This window comes from Mesobacillus sp. AQ2, from assembly GCF_030122805.1.
Taxonomy (GTDB): domain Bacteria; phylum Bacillota; class Bacilli; order Bacillales; family Cytobacillaceae; genus Mesobacillus; species Mesobacillus oceanisediminis_A.
The window spans coordinates 3,975,489-3,992,143 of the sequence record NZ_CP126080.1 but is presented as its reverse complement, the minus strand read 5'-3'; the positions used below and the strand labels follow the sequence as shown (position 1 = coordinate 3,992,143).

Genomic DNA, 16,655 nt, shown 5'->3' with positions numbered 1-16,655 from the left:
TCAGATTGCTGCAATATTTCGTAAGCCAGGAGTTTTTTTATCCTTTAAACCCATAGGTTCATCCATGAAAATCCTGCTGTCCATTAATTTTAAGTCTTTGGCAATCAATGGCCTGAAATTCATCTGGGAAAGGATATCTCTTTCTAAATTGATGCCAGGGGCAATCTCTGTAAGCGTCAATCCCTCAGGCAAAAGTTCAAAAACGGCTCGTTCGGTAATATAGATGATTCTTTTATTATTTTCACGTGCCACATCACCACTGAAAGTGATTTGCTCTACATTTTCGATGAATTTTTTTGCTTTGCCCTCCTGGAGGATTTCAAGCTTCCCTTTGCCGGTCCCTACCTTTAAGCCACCGGCAGTGAATGTTCCGCAAAAAGCGATTTGCCTGGCGTTTTGGGTAATATTGATGAATCCGCCGCATCCGGCAATTTTAGGGCCGAACTTTGAAACATTAATATTTCCTTTAGTATCACATTGAGCCAGGCCAAGGAATGCTGCATCAATTCCGCCGCCATCGTAATAGTCAAACATATATGGTTGATCAATGATCGCCTGTGGCCCGATTGAGCAGCCAAAATCCAGCCCGCCTGCTGCTGTGCCGCCAATTGCACCAGGCTCAAGAGTTGGAGTGAATTGGTCATTCATTCCTTCCTCCTGGAGGACATGTGCGATAATTTCAGGCACTCCGATTCCATAATTCAGTACTTTGATATCCTCGTTCAATAGCATGGCTGCACGGCGCGCGATCACCTTGCGTTCGTTAAGGGGATATTTTTTATCGGATTGCTTATGAACAACATCGCTCCGGTAAAAATCTTCATTGTGCTGTGTTCCGAATGTCTGCATATGGTTGGCCGGGTTTTCAACAACAACCACATAATCGACGAGTATTCCCGGTATAGCCACAAGCTTAGGATCTATTGAACCGTTTTTGACAATCTTTTCTACCTGGACAATCACCTTGCCTCCGCTATTGCGTGCATTCATGGCGATGGATAGGATTTCTAGTGTAAGCGGTTCCTTTTCGAAGCTGATGTTACCGTTTTCATCGGAAACCGAACCTTTCAGCAGAGCAAAATCAAGCTTCTGTGTTCTATAGGCAAGATAAGATTTGCCGTCAAAGTTTACTTTTTCAACGATTTCCTCTTTTGTAGCTTGATTCAGCTTGCCGCCGTCAATATCCGGGTCGACAAATGTTCCTAATCCTACATGTGTGACCGTGCGCGGTTTACCAGCTGCTCCATCACGAAACATCTGTGAAATGACACCCTGCGGCAGGTTATAGGCTTCAATTTTGTCATTGACCACCAATGGCTGGAATTTTGGCGCAAGTCCCATATGACCGCCGATGATTCGCTTCACAAGTCCTTCATGAGCGTAATGGTTCATGCCTCGGTCAACACCATCACCGTTTCCTGCTGCATACATAAGGGTTAGGTTTCTTGGAGACTGGCTTTCAAGGAATCTCTTTTCTACCTCGATATATATTTCTTCTGCAACGCCAACGCCAATAAAACCGCCCAGGCCCACAATCGTGTTGTCGGTGATCAAATTTGCTGCTTTCTGTGATGAAATGATTTTTACAGAAGACATAGTCAACACCTCATTGTCATTTTCTATTTCAGTCCAGGGGTCGGATTAAAGTCTTAATCCACCGGTCACTTCCAGGACATGCCCATTGACATAACTTGACTCGTCGCTTGCAAGGAATAATACTGCGTTTGCAATTTCCTGCGGCTGACCAAGGCGCCCAAGCGGGGTTTTCTCTCTGATTGGCTGGAGGACTTTATCAGGTACAGTTGCCATCATTTCTGTTTCAACATAAGCCGGGGCAATAGCATTTGAGCGTACTGCAGCCCCTTTGCGAGTGAACTCTTTCGCCCAGGTATAGGTCATGCCAATGACACCTGCTTTTGTTGCTGCATAGTTTGTCTGTCCAACATTTCCATATACGCCAACAACAGAAGAGATACTGACAATTGAGCCCTTTCCATTTTCCATCATGATTGGCGCCACAGCTTGAGTCAGGTTGAATACTCCTTTAAGATTTACATCTATTACTGCATCCCACATATCTTCAGTCATTTTCTGAATCAAAGCATCACGGGTAATTCCGGCGTTGTTGACAAGGACATCGATTTTTTCGAACTCAGTTTTCACGTCTTCAACAAATTTCGCAACCTGGTCGCGATTCGTCACATTTAACTGCACATGGCGTACATTTGGCAATTGATATTCTCCGACTCCCATATCGAGAGAATAGACAATCGCAGCACCCTCTTGCGCAAGCGTTTCCACTATTTGGCGGCCGATTCCACGTGCTCCTCCTGTTACAATAGCCACTTTACCTTCCATTCTATTCATAATGTAAGCCCCCTACACGATATTAAATGATTACACTAATAATGTAAGCGGTATCAATATTAAAATAAAATACATATAAATCATGATTGTTATAACTTTAAGTTATGGAATAAAAAAAGCAGGAGTACAAGGTAATTGCCTCGTACTCCTGCCATTTTGTCTGGACAATGCTAAATTCGAAAAAAAGTTATTTAATATGTTCTCGGATGTATTCGATGAATTTCTTCGCAGCAAAAGAGATGTATCTGTTTTTTTTCAGGATGATTGCAATCCGCCATTTCATTTCCGGATGATCAATCGGGATTTGCTTAATGCTATTGCTGTTGAATCTGGCCAGGATTGGACGCGGTAAAATCGAAATCCCCTGGTTAAGACAGACCAATTCAGTTAGGAAGTCCCATTGGGAGCTCTTAAAATAAACATTTGGTTCAAAGCCAGCTTCACGGCAAGCCTTGAGGACATGGTGATGGAGAAGGAAGGTTTCATTGAGGAGTGCAAACGATTCGTCCTTTAAGTCTTCGAATGTAACTTTCTCCCTTTCAGCCAGCGGATGGTCGTTATGGACGATTAAGACCACTTCGTCTTCCGTTACTGGAATGTACTCAATTCGATCAGAAAGCTCAGGCAATATAACCAGCCCAAGGTCGACGAACCCCTTTTCGACCATTTCATAGACTGTGACAGCTCCATTTTCAATAATTGAAAGGTTAATTCCTGGGTAATCTTGCCGGAAATTAGCAATAAGAGGAGGGAAGTAGCTTGTCCCTATTACAGGCGGGATTCCCACGCTTACATTTCCAGTCCTTAAATTTTTTGTATCCTGAATCGCTTCTGTGATCGAGTCCATCTCCAACAGAATTTTTTGCCCCTCTTCGAATAGTTTTTCTCCTGCATCAGTCAAAGTCATTTTATGCTCGGACCGGTCAAAGAGCTGGACACCGAGATCTTCTTCCAGTTTTTTAATCATTTTGCTTAAAGCAGGCTGAGAGAGATGGAGATTCCTCGCTGCGACTGTAAAACTATTATCTTTTGCAACCTGGACAAAATACGCTAACTGACGTGTATCCATCATTATTCCTCCGTATTAATCCCATAAGTACCGCTATTGTAACATAGGCTGACCATAGAAAAATAATGGTTTAGAAGCACTACTTAATGAGGCAAGCAGGATGATTGCCATGTATTATAAGAAAATGCGTTTGAACACATAGATTTAAGGTTATGTTTATCAGTAAGACAGCAAAAGGGGAATCGTCATGGAAAAAAAAGAATACAACAAACTCGTAAGGGACTTTTTTCCGGATTTGATGAAGGATAAAGGCAAGAAAATTGAATATGAAATCTTGGAAGGCAGTGCATATAGTGAAAAGCTAATGGAAAAATTCAATGAGGAAGTTGAAAAATTCCGGAATGCCGGAACCGATAGGCTGCTGAGTGAAATAGTGGACTTGCTTGAGGTGGTCTATGCGATTGCGGAACATCGAGGAATCACCGAATCGGAAGTGGAGTTCATGCGCCAGCTGAAGAAGAACCGAAGCGGCGGCTTCCGCAAAAAAATCCTTCTCAAATCAGTAGATGAACGTTCAAAATAAAAATAAGCCCTCTGCCATAGTTGGCGGAGGGCTTTATCTATATCATGTTAAGCAGTTTTATGCACAGTTTCCGGTGCCTGTTTGAAAACAGTTTTGCGGATGAAAGGAACCACCCAGCGGTCTAAACCGTATTTGCCAGCATTGAAACCGGCAAACAGAATGATGAAACCGAAGAAGATGTCAGTTGGGTTGTGGGATACAGTGCCGGCAAGGAAGAAACTGAAGTTCATGACAAGGCCGAAGAACATGGCAGCAGTAGTCAAGCATCCAAGAATCAAACCAAGGCCGATAAGGAATTCACCAAGCGGAACGATGAAGTTGAACAGATCCACATTAGGAATCGCAAAGCTTTCAAGGAAGTTTACATACCATCCATACACCATATGTCCGTCTGGACCTTTTACAGGATTGGCAGCAGCATTTTTTAAAAATCCAGTTGCGTCAAAACCGTCACCCGTCAACTTTCCCCACCCAGCAGTCATCCAGTTGTAACCAAGCCATACACGAATCACTGTCAACAGGCCAGCAGCAATATTGTTTTCCCTTAACCATTTAGCGAACATCTAAATCGCTTCCCTTCAAAAAATATAATGATTACACTAATAAAATATCAAAGAAAAATATGGAAATCTGTGAATAAAGTGTGAAGACACATATCAGCCATAATGTTTTGAACAATTTTTGACAGAGAGTTCCTTTTATGGATAATATACCCTTATAGGTATAATGATATTTCTTTTCCTTGTCACATATGTTGGAAATATATAGAATAAACATAAGGAGATAACAAGCAGGAAAGGGGAATGAAGTAATGAGCGAGCTATTGTTTAAACACTTTGAATTAACAAGAGGGAATTTTATAAAAGATATTGAGGGATTGGATCCTAAGCAGGCGAGTTTTCAGCCCGAGGGCTTTAATAATAACATCCACTGGCAAATCGGACATGTGTTGACGGTCGCAGAACAATTCATGCTGGGTTATCCTAAAAAATCAAGTCATCTTCCAGAGAATTACATAGAGCTATTTGGGAATGGTACGCGCCCATCTGATTGGTCGGGCGATGTTCCTTCTGTCGAGCTATTGACTGAACAATTAAAAACGCAGCTTGGAAGAATCAAAGAGGTCCCGGCTTCGATGCTGGACGAGAAGCTGAAAAAGCCTTTTCTCGGACTGGAGACGTTTGGGGAACTTGCCAATATGGCCTTGTTCCACGAATCCTACCATCTTGGCCAAATCCATGCGATGAAAAAATTAGCGAAGTAATGACAGATATGGCAGTGACCATTTGGCCACTGCTTTTTATAATTGCAGGCATCGGCCTAAATTAGACCATGCGAGAAATGGAGGCTGCCAATGTACCAGGAGACTTGTCCATATTGCAATATACATGCGGATGAGGAGCAGAATGTCGTTTTTGAAAATGAAACCTGTTATTTTATCCAAAAGGAATCAGAGCAGCAAATCCTGCAGGGGAGCGGACTGATCATCCCGAAACAACATAAGCAGAATGTATTTGAGCTGTCAGATCAAGAGTGGATGGATTCAAGGGAATTGCTGGCCGCAGCAAAGGAACGGCTCGACACAAAGTACTCGCCAGATGGATACAGCGTAGGCTGGAATACTGGCAGAGCAGGCGGCCAATCGATCTTCCATGCTCATTTGCATGTCATTCCGCGTTTTAAAGATGAGCCTCTCGCCGGGCGGGGAATCAGATACTGGATCAAGCAGGAAGCAAATAGGAGGAACTAGTTAGATTGGCACAAAAAAATGGCTCTGCAAATGCAGGGCCATTTTTAGGTTGTGCTCTCATACCAATCTGAGTATAATCCGCTTCCGTTGCAGCCGGGACATTCGTATGGTGCCGCGTAATAAACAAATTCATTCGCGGAAAAAGCGTAGTAACCCCTGCCATGGCAGTCAGGGCATTTATTTTGATCCTTCATATTGGCAAGGTGGTTTTCGTATCTTGCATTTCTCCATTGATTAAGCGCATTGAATAAACCCAAAATCATACACCTCCAGTTCTATGCATAGTTTGGAGAAATTCACATGTTTTTATGTATAGTTTATGGAGAAATTTGGTTTTTGCCCCTGGTACGAGCACATACCATAATTGAAAGTTGACATTAATGTGAACAATCCATCATTAACAAACCTTACTGGATAATCTTGGACTATAATGAACCTGAATAAAAAATCCAGGAGGAATTCATGATGAAAAATGAATTGACACAAATGGTCAACCAGCAAATTGCAAACTGTACAGTCCTTTACATCAAACTCCATAACTACCACTGGTATGTAACGGGACCAGAATTCTTCACTCTGCATGCGAAATTCGAAGAACTGTACAATGAAGCTGCATTGCATATTGATGAATTAGCCGAAAGATTGCTGGCGATGGGGGACAAGCCGGTGGCAACGATGACTGGTGCGCTCGAGCTTGCTTCGGTAAAAGAAGCCGCAGGAAATGAGTCCGCTTCAGAAATGGTTGCAAGCATTGTTCATGACTATTCAACCATGATCGAAGAATTAAAGCGGGGAATGGAACTGGCTGGAGAAGTACACGATGAAACAACAAGCGATCTTCTTTTGTCGATTCATTCAGGGCTGGAAAAACATGTTTGGATGCTGAATTCATTTTTAGGCAGATAAGAGAGGAAATGAAAGAGACGTATGCCGATGCATACGTCTCTTTTTTATCCTAATCCTTTTAGGCTCTGTTGGTGTACTTTGTTAGTTTTTCAGTCTTTCAGCCAGCTCTGGGACCAATCTTCAATTTTCCCCATAAGAGGTTCAAGTGCCTCGCCTTTATCGGTCAGAGAGTATTCAATCCGCACAGGAGTCTCTGGGTAGACTTTTCTTTTAACAATCCCTTCATTCTCCAAATCCTTTAAGCGTTCAGAAAGAACCCTGCCGCTGATCCCGATTGCAGACTCGATGCTGCAGAATCGTTGTGGACCAGATAGGAGCTGGTAAATGATCAGCCCGGTCCATCTTAAGCTCAGGATGGTCATGGCTTTTTCAAATCTAGGACAAATAATCTTATCCATTCTAATCACTCCTTACTTAATATTATAATCATATTAAATTAAAAATAAATTACTTTTAACAAAAAGATTACTTGACGTATATAGTTAACTAAAATATAATTACTTACATAAAGTAACCTACTAACGATATTGTAACTGCAGTGCTGTTTTCGTTAAAGTAAATGAAAAAGGAGAATAATACAAATGATAAAGATGAATGAAGTTGGAGCAACAATTTTAAGAATTGTTTTAGGAGCAACTTTCCTGATCCATGGCGCGGCCAAGTTCCAGGGTGGTATCGAAAACACAGTGGGTTTCTTTGAAAGTCTTGGCCTGCCAGGTTTTTCGGCATACCTTGTAGCTTTAATAGAATTAGTAGGCGGTATCGCGATGATACTGGGAGTTGGGACAAGGATTGTTTCGATTTTGTTTGCGGTTGTTTTGGCCGTAGCGGTCATTAAAGTAAAGCTCGCCGGAGGATTCCTTGGAAACGGCCAGATGGCGGGATATGAACTTGACCTTGCGTTAATGGCCATCTCAATTTATCTGGCAATCACTAATAAATCACTCTTCGCTATTGATAATGTCATTTTTCAAACTAAAAACGCCTAAAGGAGGAAATCCAATGAATTTTCATCAGCCTCCGGTTACTTTTGTGGGCCGGGTGGATTTAAAGGTGCAAGATCTTGAGCGTTCGGTTGCTTTTTATCAAGATGTGATCGGTTTTAAACTATTTGAAAAAACGCAGAAATCAGCAAAGTTTACGGTGGATGGCAATAATGTGCTGCTGTCAATTGAACAGCCAGAGGATGTAATGCCAAAGCAGAGAAGAACCACTGGACTTTATCATTTTGCCATTTTATTGCCTCATCGCGCCGATTTAGCCAACATACTGAAACATTTTGTACAGTTAAGGCTTCCGCTTCAGGGAGCATCAGACCACCTGGTGAGTGAGGCACTTTACCTTGCCGATCCAGATGGAAATGGAATTGAGATCTATATAGACCGGCCAGCTTCAGACTGGACATGGAATGAGTCTCAAGTTGTCATGACCACGGAGCCGTTGGATGCAGAAGGTCTGCTTGAGGAGGACAAAAGAGGGACATGGAATGGTCTGCCTGCAGGCACTGTAATGGGACATATCCATCTGCATGTTTCTGAATTAGACAAAACGGAAGAGTTTTACACAAAGGGACTTGGCTTTAATGTAGTTTCTCGATATGGGCCTCAGGCTCTGTTCATTTCAACAGGGAAATATCATCACCATATTGGACTGAACACCTGGAATGGAGTTGGAGCTCCGAAACCAGCGGAAAACAGTGTGGGACTCAGATCATTCAGTTTGGTACTGCCAGATGAAGAGTCGGTAAAAGAAACGATTTCCCGGCTGATCAGCGTTGGTGCTGAAGTTACAGAAGAAAATGGTGTTATTGTTACAGTTGACCCTTCGGGGAACAGGATCAAGTTAGAAACAGCATGATAGAAAAAGATAACAGGCGGTGGAGAGAATGGGTCTATTAAACAAACTATTTGGGAACAAAACGAAGGAGGGAAAAATCATGACTGCAGAAAAAATGAATATCGGGATTATTTTAGGAAGCACAAGACAGGGCCGTGTGAGCCCGCAAGTTGGCGAATGGGTTAAGGAACTGGCTGACAAGCGCGGGGACGCAAATTATGAAATCGTCGATATAGCTGACTTCGATCTGCCATTTTTGGGAACAACGGATGGAACTGAGCCGGGGATTGCTGCCTGGAATGAAAAGCTTTCAAACCTCGATGGTTTCGTGTTCATTGTTCAGGAATACAATCACAGTATTACCGGAGCATTGAAAAACGCGCTTGATTTTGCACGCGAGGCATGGAATAACAAAGCAGCCGGAATCGTCAGCTATGGTTCAACAGGCGGCGCAAGAGCAGCTGAACATTTAAGAGGAATCTGCGGAGAATTAAAAATAGCCGATGTCCGAACACATCCAACATTATCTCTATTTACTGACTTTGAAAACGGAACAGAATTTAAGCCGCAAGCCCTTCATGGTGATAATGTAAATGCAATGCTGGATGAAGTAGTGGCATGGAGCGGAGCATTAAAGACTTTAAGATAGAATGAGCAAATTAATTGACCTGCTTTTTTAAACGGGGTAATATCTCGAAGTAAGCTATTTTTACTTCGAGATTTTTCATGAAAATAGCTTGGAGAATAAAAAAGGAATAGGTGGAATCACATCATGGCAAAAGTTTTATATATCACAGCACACCCACTTACTGAAGAACAGTCATTCAGTTTGTCAGCAGGAAAAGCCTTCATTGACACATACCAGGAGCAAAACCAGAACGATGAAGTCATTCATCTGGATCTATTCAAAGAAAACATCCCACACATCGATGCCGATGTATTAGGCGGCTGGGGAAAACTGCAGAAAGGCACTGGATTTTCAGCCCTAACTGCAGAAGAACAGGCAAAAATCGGACGTCTTGCAGAGCTTGTTGACCAGTTCACAGCAGCAGACAAATTCGTTTTCGTGACACCGCTTTGGAACTTCTCATTCCCGCCAGTCATGAAAGCATACCTGGATTCCGTAGCAGTCGCAGGCAAGACATTCAAATATACACAAGAAGGCCCTGTTGGTTTAATGACCGATAAAAAAGCCCTGCACATCCAGGCTCGCGGCGGATACTATTCAGAAGGACCAGCAGCAAGCATGGAAATGGGAAATCGCTACATCGAAACAATCATGAACTTCTTCGGAGTACCTTCATTTGAATCCCTTGTTCTTGAAGGTCATAACGCAACCCCAGAAAAAGCACAGGAAATCAAAGAAAACGGAATCGCCCGTGCGAAGGATCTGGCACATACATTCTAATAGAAGATTTAACAAGAACAAGCAGGTCAGAGATGGCCTGCTTTTCTATTTATTAGAGGGATTCCTGAAGTTAATTGATGTGTGATTGTTTGATAGAGTTCGTGTAAGGGGCACTTTTTGGGAAAAGCGTCGTGAGCTTGTCCGATAGAGGTCTTGTAACGGACACTTTTCGGGAAAATCACCATGAATATGTCCGATAGGGCCCTTCTAGAGAATGTCCGATAGAGGTCTTGTAACGGACACTTTTCGGGAAAATTATCATGAATTTGTCCGATAGGGCTCTTCTAACGGACGCTTTTTCAGGAAATAATCCTGAGTTTGTCCAAAAAGAACCATTCAAAGGCCATTTGCTTATTTATGATAAAACGGATGCCCAATATAGGACATCCGTTTTATCATACCTTTTAAACTTCCTGTGGCACCTGCAGTCCCAATCCTTGCGCGATACGGGTTCCGTACTCAGAATCTGCCTTATAGAAGTGGCCGATCTGGCGGAGTTTGATATCATCGCGTTCAACTGGCTTCATTGCTGTGACGATATTAGCAACCAGGCGAGCTCGTTCTTCTTCGCTCATCAGGCGGTACAGGTCACCGGCTTGTGTGTAATGGTCATGGTGATCATAGCCCGCGTTTTCGGCCACACCGCTGACAGGAAATGCTGCCTGTTTTTGCTCATTCACTTCTGTTGGTCCTCCGAAACTATTAGGCTCGTAGTTTACAGATTTGCCGCCATTTCCATCAAAGCGCATCTGGCCGTCACGCTGGTAGGAATTGACTTCTGTTCTAGCCCTGTTGATCGGCAAATGATTGTGATTTGCGCCTACACGGTATCGGTGCGCATCAGCATAAGCGAACAGGCGGCCCTGTAGCATTTTGTCTGGCGATACATCGATACCAGGTACCAGCGTTCCAGGAGAGAAGGTTGCCTGCTCAACTTCCGCAAAGTAATTTTCCGGGTTACGGTCCAAGACCATGCGGCCCACTTCAATTAATGGGTAGTCTTTTTGTGACCAAACCTTTGTAACATCGAATGGATCAAAACGGTACGTATTCGCATCCTCCAATGGCATGATCTGGACATAAAGCTTCCAGGCAGGGAAGTCTCCCGCTTCGATGGCATTGAATAAATCTTCTGTATGGAAATCCGGGTTTTCGCCGGCGATTTGTGCCGCTACATCGGCAGTCAGGTTCTTCACGCCTTGCTCTGTCTTGAAGTGGTACTTGATCCAGACGCCATCTCCTTCAGCATTAGTCCATTTGAATGTATGGCTGCCAAAACCATGCATATGGCGGATAGTAGCCGGAATGCCGCGGTCAGACATCAGGATCGTTACCTGATGCAACGCCTCAGGTGACAGTGACCAGAAATCCCACACTGCATTTGGATCCTTCAGGTGAGTCTGAGGGTTCCTTTTTTGTGTATGGATGAAGTCAGGGAACTTTATCGCATCACGGATGAAGAATACCGGCGTATTGTTGCCGACAATATCATAGTTTCCTTCCTCTGTATAAAACTTTACGGCAAATCCGCGTGGGTCACGCACTGTATCAGCTGATCCCAGTTCACCAGCAACCGTTGAGAAACGGACGAATAAAGGTGTTTTCTTTCCTGCCTCTGAAAGAAATGCTGCCTTCGTATATTTGGTTACATCATTTGTCACTTCAAAATATCCATGTGCTCCGGCACCTTTTGCATGCACAACACGCTCAGGCACACGCTCGCGGTTAAAGTGCGCCAATTTTTCCAAAAGGTGAACGTCCTGCAGTAAAGTTGGACCTCTTTGGCCAGCTGTCATGGAGTTCTGGTTGTCCCCAACCGGTGCTCCCCAGCTTGTAGTCAGATTCTTCTTTTGATCATTACTCATTCTTCATCCCGCCTTTTTAAAATTTGTTGTTGACTAAATGATAACATCTTTCAATTAAAAATCAATATTAATTTATAATTATTTTAAATAAGGAGGTGATACATTAAAATAATTACTATAAATATGGCCCTGTCACAAAATATGGTAGATAAAAAAAGACTGAAAAGCTGTCGACATTTTTGAATCTCTCCAATCCAACTGAATATGCCTCTGACAAAGTTACAAACCTGTAACACTATGTAAAAAATGAACCGGATCCTTACAGTGCTGGCTATTGAAGGAAGGGGAAGAAGAATGGTATAAACTGCTAGGTTTATAAAGACTCAAGCGTTATCAATAGATTGAGAAGGTTTATCCTGATTGGCACTTATTGGACGATGAATCCATATGTTACAACTGCTAGCCTTATTAGTAGAGAAAAAGAGCAACTCTACTGGAGGTTTGGAAAATGAAAAAGATGAAAAAGACTTTGGCAGCACTCACAGCTGCAGTATCTCTATCTGTATTTTCAATGGGTGCGGCTGCAGAAGCGGCAACTTACCAGGTGAAAACAGGAGATACACTTTGGGGAATTGCGAGTAAAAATGCAGTGCCTGTGAATCAATTGAAAAAGGCCAATAACCGGACTAGCAATCTACTATATCCAGGACAAAAGTTGACGATTCCTGCCTCGCCGGTATCTGCGGCAGATCAGGACTTGCTTGCAAGACTGGTCCACGCTGAGGCAAAAGGCGAGCCATATGCTGGGAAAGTAGCAGTAGCGACTGTTGTCTTGAATAGAGTAGCAAGCTCTGAATTCCCTAATACAATCAAGGGAGTCATTTATCAAAAATCAAACGGCTATTATGCATTCACACCCGTGAAAAATGGCGCCATCAACAAGGCAGCGGATGCAGAGTCCAAGAAAGCCGTTAAAGAAGCCATTGCATTCAGGGGACAGGGGAATGGATCATTATTCTTCTTTAATCCGAAAACCGCAGTAAGCAAATGGGTGTTTTCAAGAGAAGCAACCGTGACAATCGGAAATCATAGATTTGCGAAGTGACTCAAAAAAGCTGTGCAGATTCTCATTCTGCCCAGCTTTTTCTCAATTAGGCTGCTTTTCTAAAGCCAAAAAACAAAGTGATAAAAAACCTTGTTAAATAATCGAATAAAACATACTATTTAATTGCAATACATAACGAATGGAGGAATGTTCTTTGATAGTTAAATCGCGTGTTGAATCGTTGGAACTACAGATTCTGAGAAAGCTGAATTCAAGAATGAAATTGTCTACGAAGGAACATAGTAACTATCTGTACCTGGAAAAAGGATATGAAGGCGAAGTGATTTTTGATCATTGGATGGGGGAGGTAGAAAAAGGCTTTCTGGTTTTGAACGATTTGCTGCTGGAACATGGAAATACGAAATTCCAAGTCGATTCCCTATTCCTGTCCCAGATAATCCACATGTTCGAAGTGAAGAATCTCGAGGGAGATTATTATATCGAAGGCGATAGGTGGTACACCCATAATGGAGTAGAAATTAAAAATCCTCTGATACAAATGGAAAGGGCAGAGTCTCTCCTGCGAAGGATGGTGCGAGACCTTGGGTACAACATAAATATTGAATCAACACTGGTCTTTGTGAACAACAATTTTTACCTCTATCAAGCTCCGCGTAATTTACCAATTATCTTTCCGAACCAGATTCCAAGACTTCTTAAAAACCTGCAAAAACAATTTTCTCCAATAAAAAATACCCACACAAACCTAGCCGAACGTCTGCATTCCCTGCATACTCAAGATTCGCCATACTCCCGGCTGCCTCAATATAGTTTCGACAAATTGAAGAAGGGAATAACCTGTTCCCATTGTCATAGCATGAATACAATCGTGACTCGAAAAACACTAATATGCACCAGTTGCGGGAAACGGGAAACTTTACATGAAGCAGTATTGAGAAGTGTTAGAGATATTCAATTACTTTTTCCGGAAGAAGCTTTAACAGTCAATACGGTCCATGAATGGTGCAAGTCTGTCAAAACAAAGAAAGCCATTAGGAACATTCTTTCAGAAAACTATACATTGGAGGGCCATGGCCCATCTTCCCGCTATATAACTGTTGATAAATGATTCTTGAAGGAGAATGATACCCTTATACAAGCGAAACTGTCCACATAAGGGTACCACTCAAGCGGAAAAACACCCTTATGCAGGCGAAACTGTCCACATAAGAGCACCATTCAAGCGGAAAGACACCCTTATGCAAGTGAAACTGTCCACATAAGGGCACCATTCAAGCCAAAAGACACCCTTATGCAGGCAAAACTATCCACATAAGGGTACCACTCAAGCGGAAAGACACCCTTATACAGGCGAAACTATCCACATAAGGGTACCATTCAAGTCGAAAGATACCCTTATGCAGGCAAAACTGTCCACATTAGGGTACCACTCAAGCGGAAAAACACCCTTATGAAGACCAAACCATCCACATAAGGGTACCATTCAAGCGGAAAGACACCCTTATACAGGCGAAACTATCCACATAAGGGTACCATTCAAGTCGAAAGATACCCTTATGTAGGCAAAACTGTCCACATTAGGGTACCACTCAAGCGGAAAAACACCCTTATGCAGTCGAAACTGTCCACATAAGGGCACCATTCAAGCGGAAAGACACCCTTATGCAGGTGAAACTGTCCACATAAGGGCACCATTCCGATCGAGAGACACCCTTATGCAGGCAAAACTGTTCACATAAGGGTACCATTCAAGCGGAAAGGCACCCTTATGCAGGCGAAACTGTCCACATAAGGGCACCATTCCGATCGAGAGACACCCTTATGCAGGCGAAACTGTCCACATAAGGGCACCATTCAAGCCAAAAGACACCCTTATGCAGGCAAAACTATCCACATAAGGGTACCACTCAAGCGGAAAGACACCCTTATACAGGCGAAACTGTCCACATAAGGACACCATTCAAGCCAAAAGACACCCTTATACAGGCGAAACTGTCCACATAAGGGCACCATTCAAGCGGAAAGACATCCTTATACAAGCAAAACCATCCACATAAGGGTACCATTCTAGCCGAAACACCCTTATGAAGACCAAACTATCCACATAAGGGTATCATTCAAGCTTCAGTCATTGTCTTGAAAGTATTCTAACGATTTGATCCTCAACATTCCTGCCATCCCTGTCATCCAGCAGGTTATTCAGCATTATCGTAAAAATTAGTGTCTCGCCGCCGGGCTTTTCCACATATCCTGCGAGGGTGCTTACTCCAGTCAGCGAGCCTGTTTTGGCCTGAACGGTAACGAACTTCGCCTCTTCTTTCAGTCTGTTTCGCATCGTCCCGCCAACCATCCTATCCTTTGCTCCGGCCACGGGAAGGGAATTCTTGAAAACAGGAAACCATTCCTCTCCTTGCACTTCATAAAGAATTTTTGTGATTTCATTTGCCGGAACGAGGTTCGCATGGGATAGACCAGAGCCATCACGGAGGATGATTTTACTTGTATCGACACCGATACTCTCCAACTCATCCAACATTCCCTCAATACCCTTGTCCCAGCTGCCGTCACCGTGGACGGCTTTGCCTATTTCTTTCACTAGTACTTCTGCATGGCCATTATTGCTGAGCTTCATGAATGGAATCATCAGGTCAGCAAGGGGAATGGATTTATGAAAAATTAATACCGGCATGGCATCTGCAGCCTTGCCATTTTTTATTTTCCCAACAATCTCGATGCCCTGGTCTTCCAGGGCTTTCTTAAAAAGGGTTCCGGCATATTGCGCTGGATTCCAGACGGCGACCCATTCCCTTACCAGTTGTGAATCCGCAGGAATCGACCCTTTCACGACAATAGCATTTGTGCCATGCTCCCGTTTGATTTGGATATCTTGCTTTCCTTTAGGTTCGATTGTTTTAGTTTCATTAACGACTGTGACGAAATCTGTATCCGGCTCAAGCGAAATCTTGGCTGCTTTGCCTTTTTTGCCGGGGGAAATGGAGACTATTACTGTTCCGGCATCATAGTCCAGATTCGGTGATGCTGTCAGTGCCGATATTTGCGCTCCATAATATTGATGCTCATCATTCCAGGATAGGTCCTCTGAATACCTGACATCATCATACCAGCTGTCATCGGTGATAATATCACCATCAATCTTGGAGATTCCTTTATTCTTCAATTTTTTTGCTATTTCAGCAAAATCAGCTGGAAGGAGTGTTGGATCTCCTTTGCCTTTTAAATAAAGATCTCCTGATAGAGTGCCGCCTGCTATTTTACCAGTCGTCAAAACTTCGGTTGTAAAACGATAATCTTCCCCTAAAACTGACAGTGATGCGGCGGCAGTGAACATCTTCAGTATAGAAGCCGGCTGCATTCGAATCTCTCCGTTATGCTCATACAGCAGCTTTCCGTGATCTGCTGACCTGATGCTGATACCCGCCAGCGCACCATCAAGAATCGGTTCGTTTTCAATGAATTCATTGATTTCCTCTGACAGATCAACACTGGTTGAAACAGCCTGTGCAGGAGGTTCATCCGTATAGAAAAGCGGAATGATGGCTAAAATGCTAATAAACATGAACAGGACGATGAATGTAGTTTTTTGTTTCAATTTTTCGTTCATTCCCTTCATAACTCTTCTGTTTTCGACAGGAATTTTCCCAATAAACAACTAGTAGAGTCTATGATAATGTTTAAATTAATAGAAGGTTGAGGAGGAAAAATATGTACCGATACGTTTGGAATACTTTATTCATTGTAGCCATCGGAGCAGGATTTTACTTCTATGTCCAACTGATTTTTTCCAAGGTGACAGATCCGTTGTACGGGACATTGGCACTTCTCGTAGGCTGCCTGTTCGCAGCCGGGATTTCAAGGGAGATGCTGTTGCTTTTGCAAAATAGAAATGAAAATAGCCAGGTTTAAC

19 protein-coding genes are annotated in these 16,655 nt (G+C 43.0%); 11 read left to right on the top strand and 8 right to left on the bottom strand.

All coding sequences use genetic code 11. The annotated features are described in order from the left end of the window. The 3 genes from QNH36_RS20090 to QNH36_RS20080 form a co-directional block, all read right to left on the bottom strand. Entirely contained in the window at nt 1-1,596 is a 1,596-nt protein-coding gene (locus QNH36_RS20090; RefSeq protein ID WP_283904058.1) for an acyl CoA:acetate/3-ketoacid CoA transferase, read from the bottom strand. Between the two features lie 45 nt (nt 1,597-1,641). Continuing rightward, nucleotides 1,642-2,367: a beta-ketoacyl-ACP reductase gene (locus QNH36_RS20085; protein WP_283904057.1), complete on the bottom strand. Its 726-nt coding sequence runs from the start codon at nt 2,365-2,367 to the stop codon at nt 1,642-1,644. 187 nt (nt 2,368-2,554) lie between these two features. Beyond that, on the bottom strand, nt 2,555-3,439 hold the full coding sequence (locus QNH36_RS20080; RefSeq protein ID WP_144478743.1) for a LysR family transcriptional regulator: 885 nt from the start codon (nt 3,437-3,439) through the stop codon (nt 2,555-2,557). A 184-nt stretch (nt 3,440-3,623) separates the two neighbouring features. Between QNH36_RS20080 and QNH36_RS20075 the strand changes: the two genes are divergently transcribed. Next, a complete protein-coding gene (locus QNH36_RS20075) occupies nt 3,624-3,959 on the top strand; it encodes a nucleoside triphosphate pyrophosphohydrolase (RefSeq protein WP_144478745.1) in 336 nt (111 codons plus the stop codon). A gap of 47 nt (nt 3,960-4,006) precedes the next feature. On the opposite strand, the gene QNH36_RS20070 is transcribed toward QNH36_RS20075, so the two are convergent. Then, nucleotides 4,007-4,522, bottom strand: coding sequence for a DoxX family protein (locus tag QNH36_RS20070; protein WP_283904056.1), 516 nt, complete (start codon nt 4,520-4,522; stop codon nt 4,007-4,009). Nucleotides 4,523-4,770: 248 nt separating this feature from the next. Between QNH36_RS20070 and QNH36_RS20065 the strand changes: the two genes are divergently transcribed. Then, a complete protein-coding gene (locus QNH36_RS20065) occupies nt 4,771-5,223 on the top strand; it encodes a DinB family protein (RefSeq protein ID WP_283904055.1) in 453 nt (150 codons plus the stop codon). Between the two features lie 90 nt (nt 5,224-5,313). Then, a complete protein-coding gene (locus tag QNH36_RS20060) occupies nt 5,314-5,709 on the top strand; it encodes an HIT family protein (RefSeq protein ID WP_283904054.1) in 396 nt (131 codons plus the stop codon). 44 nt (nt 5,710-5,753) lie between these two features. Here QNH36_RS20060 and QNH36_RS20055 read toward each other — a convergent pair whose 3' ends face one another. Further along, the gene (locus QNH36_RS20055) at nt 5,754-5,966 is read right to left on the bottom strand and encodes a methionine aminopeptidase (protein WP_283904053.1); all 213 of its coding nucleotides are present in this window, start codon (nt 5,964-5,966) and stop codon (nt 5,754-5,756) included. Between the two features lie 208 nt (nt 5,967-6,174). Here QNH36_RS20055 and QNH36_RS20050 point away from each other — a divergent pair, with 208 nt between their 5' ends. Further along, nucleotides 6,175-6,615, top strand: coding sequence for a Dps family protein (locus QNH36_RS20050; RefSeq protein ID WP_283905445.1), 441 nt, complete (start codon nt 6,175-6,177; stop codon nt 6,613-6,615). A gap of 89 nt (nt 6,616-6,704) precedes the next feature. Here QNH36_RS20050 and QNH36_RS20045 read toward each other — a convergent pair whose 3' ends face one another. Beyond that, nucleotides 6,705-7,013, bottom strand: a complete 309-nt coding sequence (locus tag QNH36_RS20045; RefSeq protein WP_144478755.1) for a winged helix-turn-helix transcriptional regulator — start codon at nt 7,011-7,013, stop codon at nt 6,705-6,707. Nucleotides 7,014-7,196: 183 nt separating this feature from the next. On the opposite strand from QNH36_RS20045, the gene QNH36_RS20040 reads away from it, so the two are divergent. The 4 genes from QNH36_RS20040 to QNH36_RS20025 all read left to right on the top strand — a co-directional run bounded on the left by QNH36_RS20040 (nt 7,197) and on the right by QNH36_RS20025 (nt 9,859). Beyond that, a complete protein-coding gene (locus tag QNH36_RS20040) occupies nt 7,197-7,604 on the top strand; it encodes a DoxX family protein (RefSeq protein ID WP_251544388.1) in 408 nt (135 codons plus the stop codon). A 13-nt stretch (nt 7,605-7,617) separates the two neighbouring features. Next, nucleotides 7,618-8,472 (top strand): VOC family protein, encoded by an 855-nt coding sequence (locus QNH36_RS20035; RefSeq protein ID WP_251544386.1) that lies wholly within the window; start codon nt 7,618-7,620, stop codon nt 8,470-8,472. A gap of 28 nt (nt 8,473-8,500) precedes the next feature. Then, complete coding sequence (locus QNH36_RS20030; RefSeq protein WP_283904052.1) at nt 8,501-9,100, top strand: NADPH-dependent FMN reductase; 600 nt, start codon at nt 8,501-8,503, stop codon at nt 9,098-9,100. 123 nt (nt 9,101-9,223) lie between these two features. Then, the gene (locus QNH36_RS20025) at nt 9,224-9,859 is read left to right on the top strand and encodes an FMN-dependent NADH-azoreductase (protein WP_283904051.1); all 636 of its coding nucleotides are present in this window, start codon (nt 9,224-9,226) and stop codon (nt 9,857-9,859) included. Between the two features lie 404 nt (nt 9,860-10,263). Here the strand turns inward: QNH36_RS20025 and katA are convergent, their stop codons facing one another. After that, a complete protein-coding gene (gene katA, locus QNH36_RS20020; RefSeq protein ID WP_283904050.1) occupies nt 10,264-11,724 on the bottom strand; it encodes a catalase KatA in 1,461 nt (486 codons plus the stop codon). 457 nt (nt 11,725-12,181) lie between these two features. Here katA and QNH36_RS20015 point away from each other — a divergent pair, with 457 nt between their 5' ends. Next, nucleotides 12,182-12,769 carry a cell wall hydrolase gene (locus tag QNH36_RS20015; protein WP_283905444.1) on the top strand — a complete coding sequence of 196 codons (588 nt, stop codon included), beginning with the start codon at nt 12,182-12,184 and terminating at the stop codon, nt 12,767-12,769. Between the two features lie 154 nt (nt 12,770-12,923). Then, nucleotides 12,924-13,838: a nuclease-related domain-containing protein gene (locus tag QNH36_RS20010; RefSeq protein WP_186326807.1), complete on the top strand. Its 915-nt coding sequence runs from the start codon at nt 12,924-12,926 to the stop codon at nt 13,836-13,838. Between the two features lie 1,020 nt (nt 13,839-14,858). On the opposite strand, the gene dacB is transcribed toward QNH36_RS20010, so the two are convergent. After that, nucleotides 14,859-16,340: a D-alanyl-D-alanine carboxypeptidase/D-alanyl-D-alanine endopeptidase gene (gene dacB / locus QNH36_RS20005; protein ID WP_481825327.1), complete on the bottom strand. Its 1,482-nt coding sequence runs from the start codon at nt 16,338-16,340 to the stop codon at nt 14,859-14,861. A gap of 113 nt (nt 16,341-16,453) precedes the next feature. Between dacB and QNH36_RS20000 the strand changes: the two genes are divergently transcribed. Then, nucleotides 16,454-16,654 (top strand): hypothetical protein, encoded by a 201-nt coding sequence (locus tag QNH36_RS20000; RefSeq protein ID WP_144478771.1) that lies wholly within the window; start codon nt 16,454-16,456, stop codon nt 16,652-16,654. Nucleotide 16,655: the final 1 nt, after the last annotated feature.

Bases quoted from the DNA above. Each gene is read 5' to 3' on its own strand.
- QNH36_RS20060 (WP_283904054.1), top strand. From the start codon at position 5,314: ATGTACCAGGAGACTTGTCCATATTGCAATATACATGCGGATGAGGAG.
- QNH36_RS20090 (WP_283904058.1), bottom strand. From the start codon at position 1,596: ATGTCTTCTGTAAAAATCATTTCATCACAGAAAGCAGCAAATTTGATC.
- QNH36_RS20035 (WP_251544386.1), top strand. From the start codon at position 7,618: ATGAATTTTCATCAGCCTCCGGTTACTTTTGTGGGCCGGGTGGATTTA.
- QNH36_RS20065 (WP_283904055.1), top strand. From the start codon at position 4,771: ATGAGCGAGCTATTGTTTAAACACTTTGAATTAACAAGAGGGAATTTT.
- QNH36_RS20040 (WP_251544388.1), top strand. From the start codon at position 7,197: ATGATAAAGATGAATGAAGTTGGAGCAACAATTTTAAGAATTGTTTTA.
- QNH36_RS20045 (WP_144478755.1), bottom strand. From the start codon at position 7,013: ATGGATAAGATTATTTGTCCTAGATTTGAAAAAGCCATGACCATCCTG.
- QNH36_RS20070 (WP_283904056.1), bottom strand. From the start codon at position 4,522: ATGTTCGCTAAATGGTTAAGGGAAAACAATATTGCTGCTGGCCTGTTG.
- QNH36_RS20075 (WP_144478745.1), top strand. From the start codon at position 3,624: ATGGAAAAAAAAGAATACAACAAACTCGTAAGGGACTTTTTTCCGGAT.
- QNH36_RS20015 (WP_283905444.1), top strand. From the start codon at position 12,182: ATGAAAAAGACTTTGGCAGCACTCACAGCTGCAGTATCTCTATCTGTA.
- QNH36_RS20000 (WP_144478771.1), top strand. From the start codon at position 16,454: ATGTACCGATACGTTTGGAATACTTTATTCATTGTAGCCATCGGAGCA.
- QNH36_RS20025 (WP_283904051.1), top strand. From the start codon at position 9,224: ATGGCAAAAGTTTTATATATCACAGCACACCCACTTACTGAAGAACAG.
- QNH36_RS20085 (WP_283904057.1), bottom strand. From the start codon at position 2,367: ATGAATAGAATGGAAGGTAAAGTGGCTATTGTAACAGGAGGAGCACGT.
- QNH36_RS20050 (WP_283905445.1), top strand. From the start codon at position 6,175: ATGAAAAATGAATTGACACAAATGGTCAACCAGCAAATTGCAAACTGT.
- katA (WP_283904050.1), bottom strand. From the start codon at position 11,724: ATGAGTAATGATCAAAAGAAGAATCTGACTACAAGCTGGGGAGCACCG.
- QNH36_RS20080 (WP_144478743.1), bottom strand. From the start codon at position 3,439: ATGATGGATACACGTCAGTTAGCGTATTTTGTCCAGGTTGCAAAAGAT.
- QNH36_RS20030 (WP_283904052.1), top strand. From the start codon at position 8,501: ATGGGTCTATTAAACAAACTATTTGGGAACAAAACGAAGGAGGGAAAA.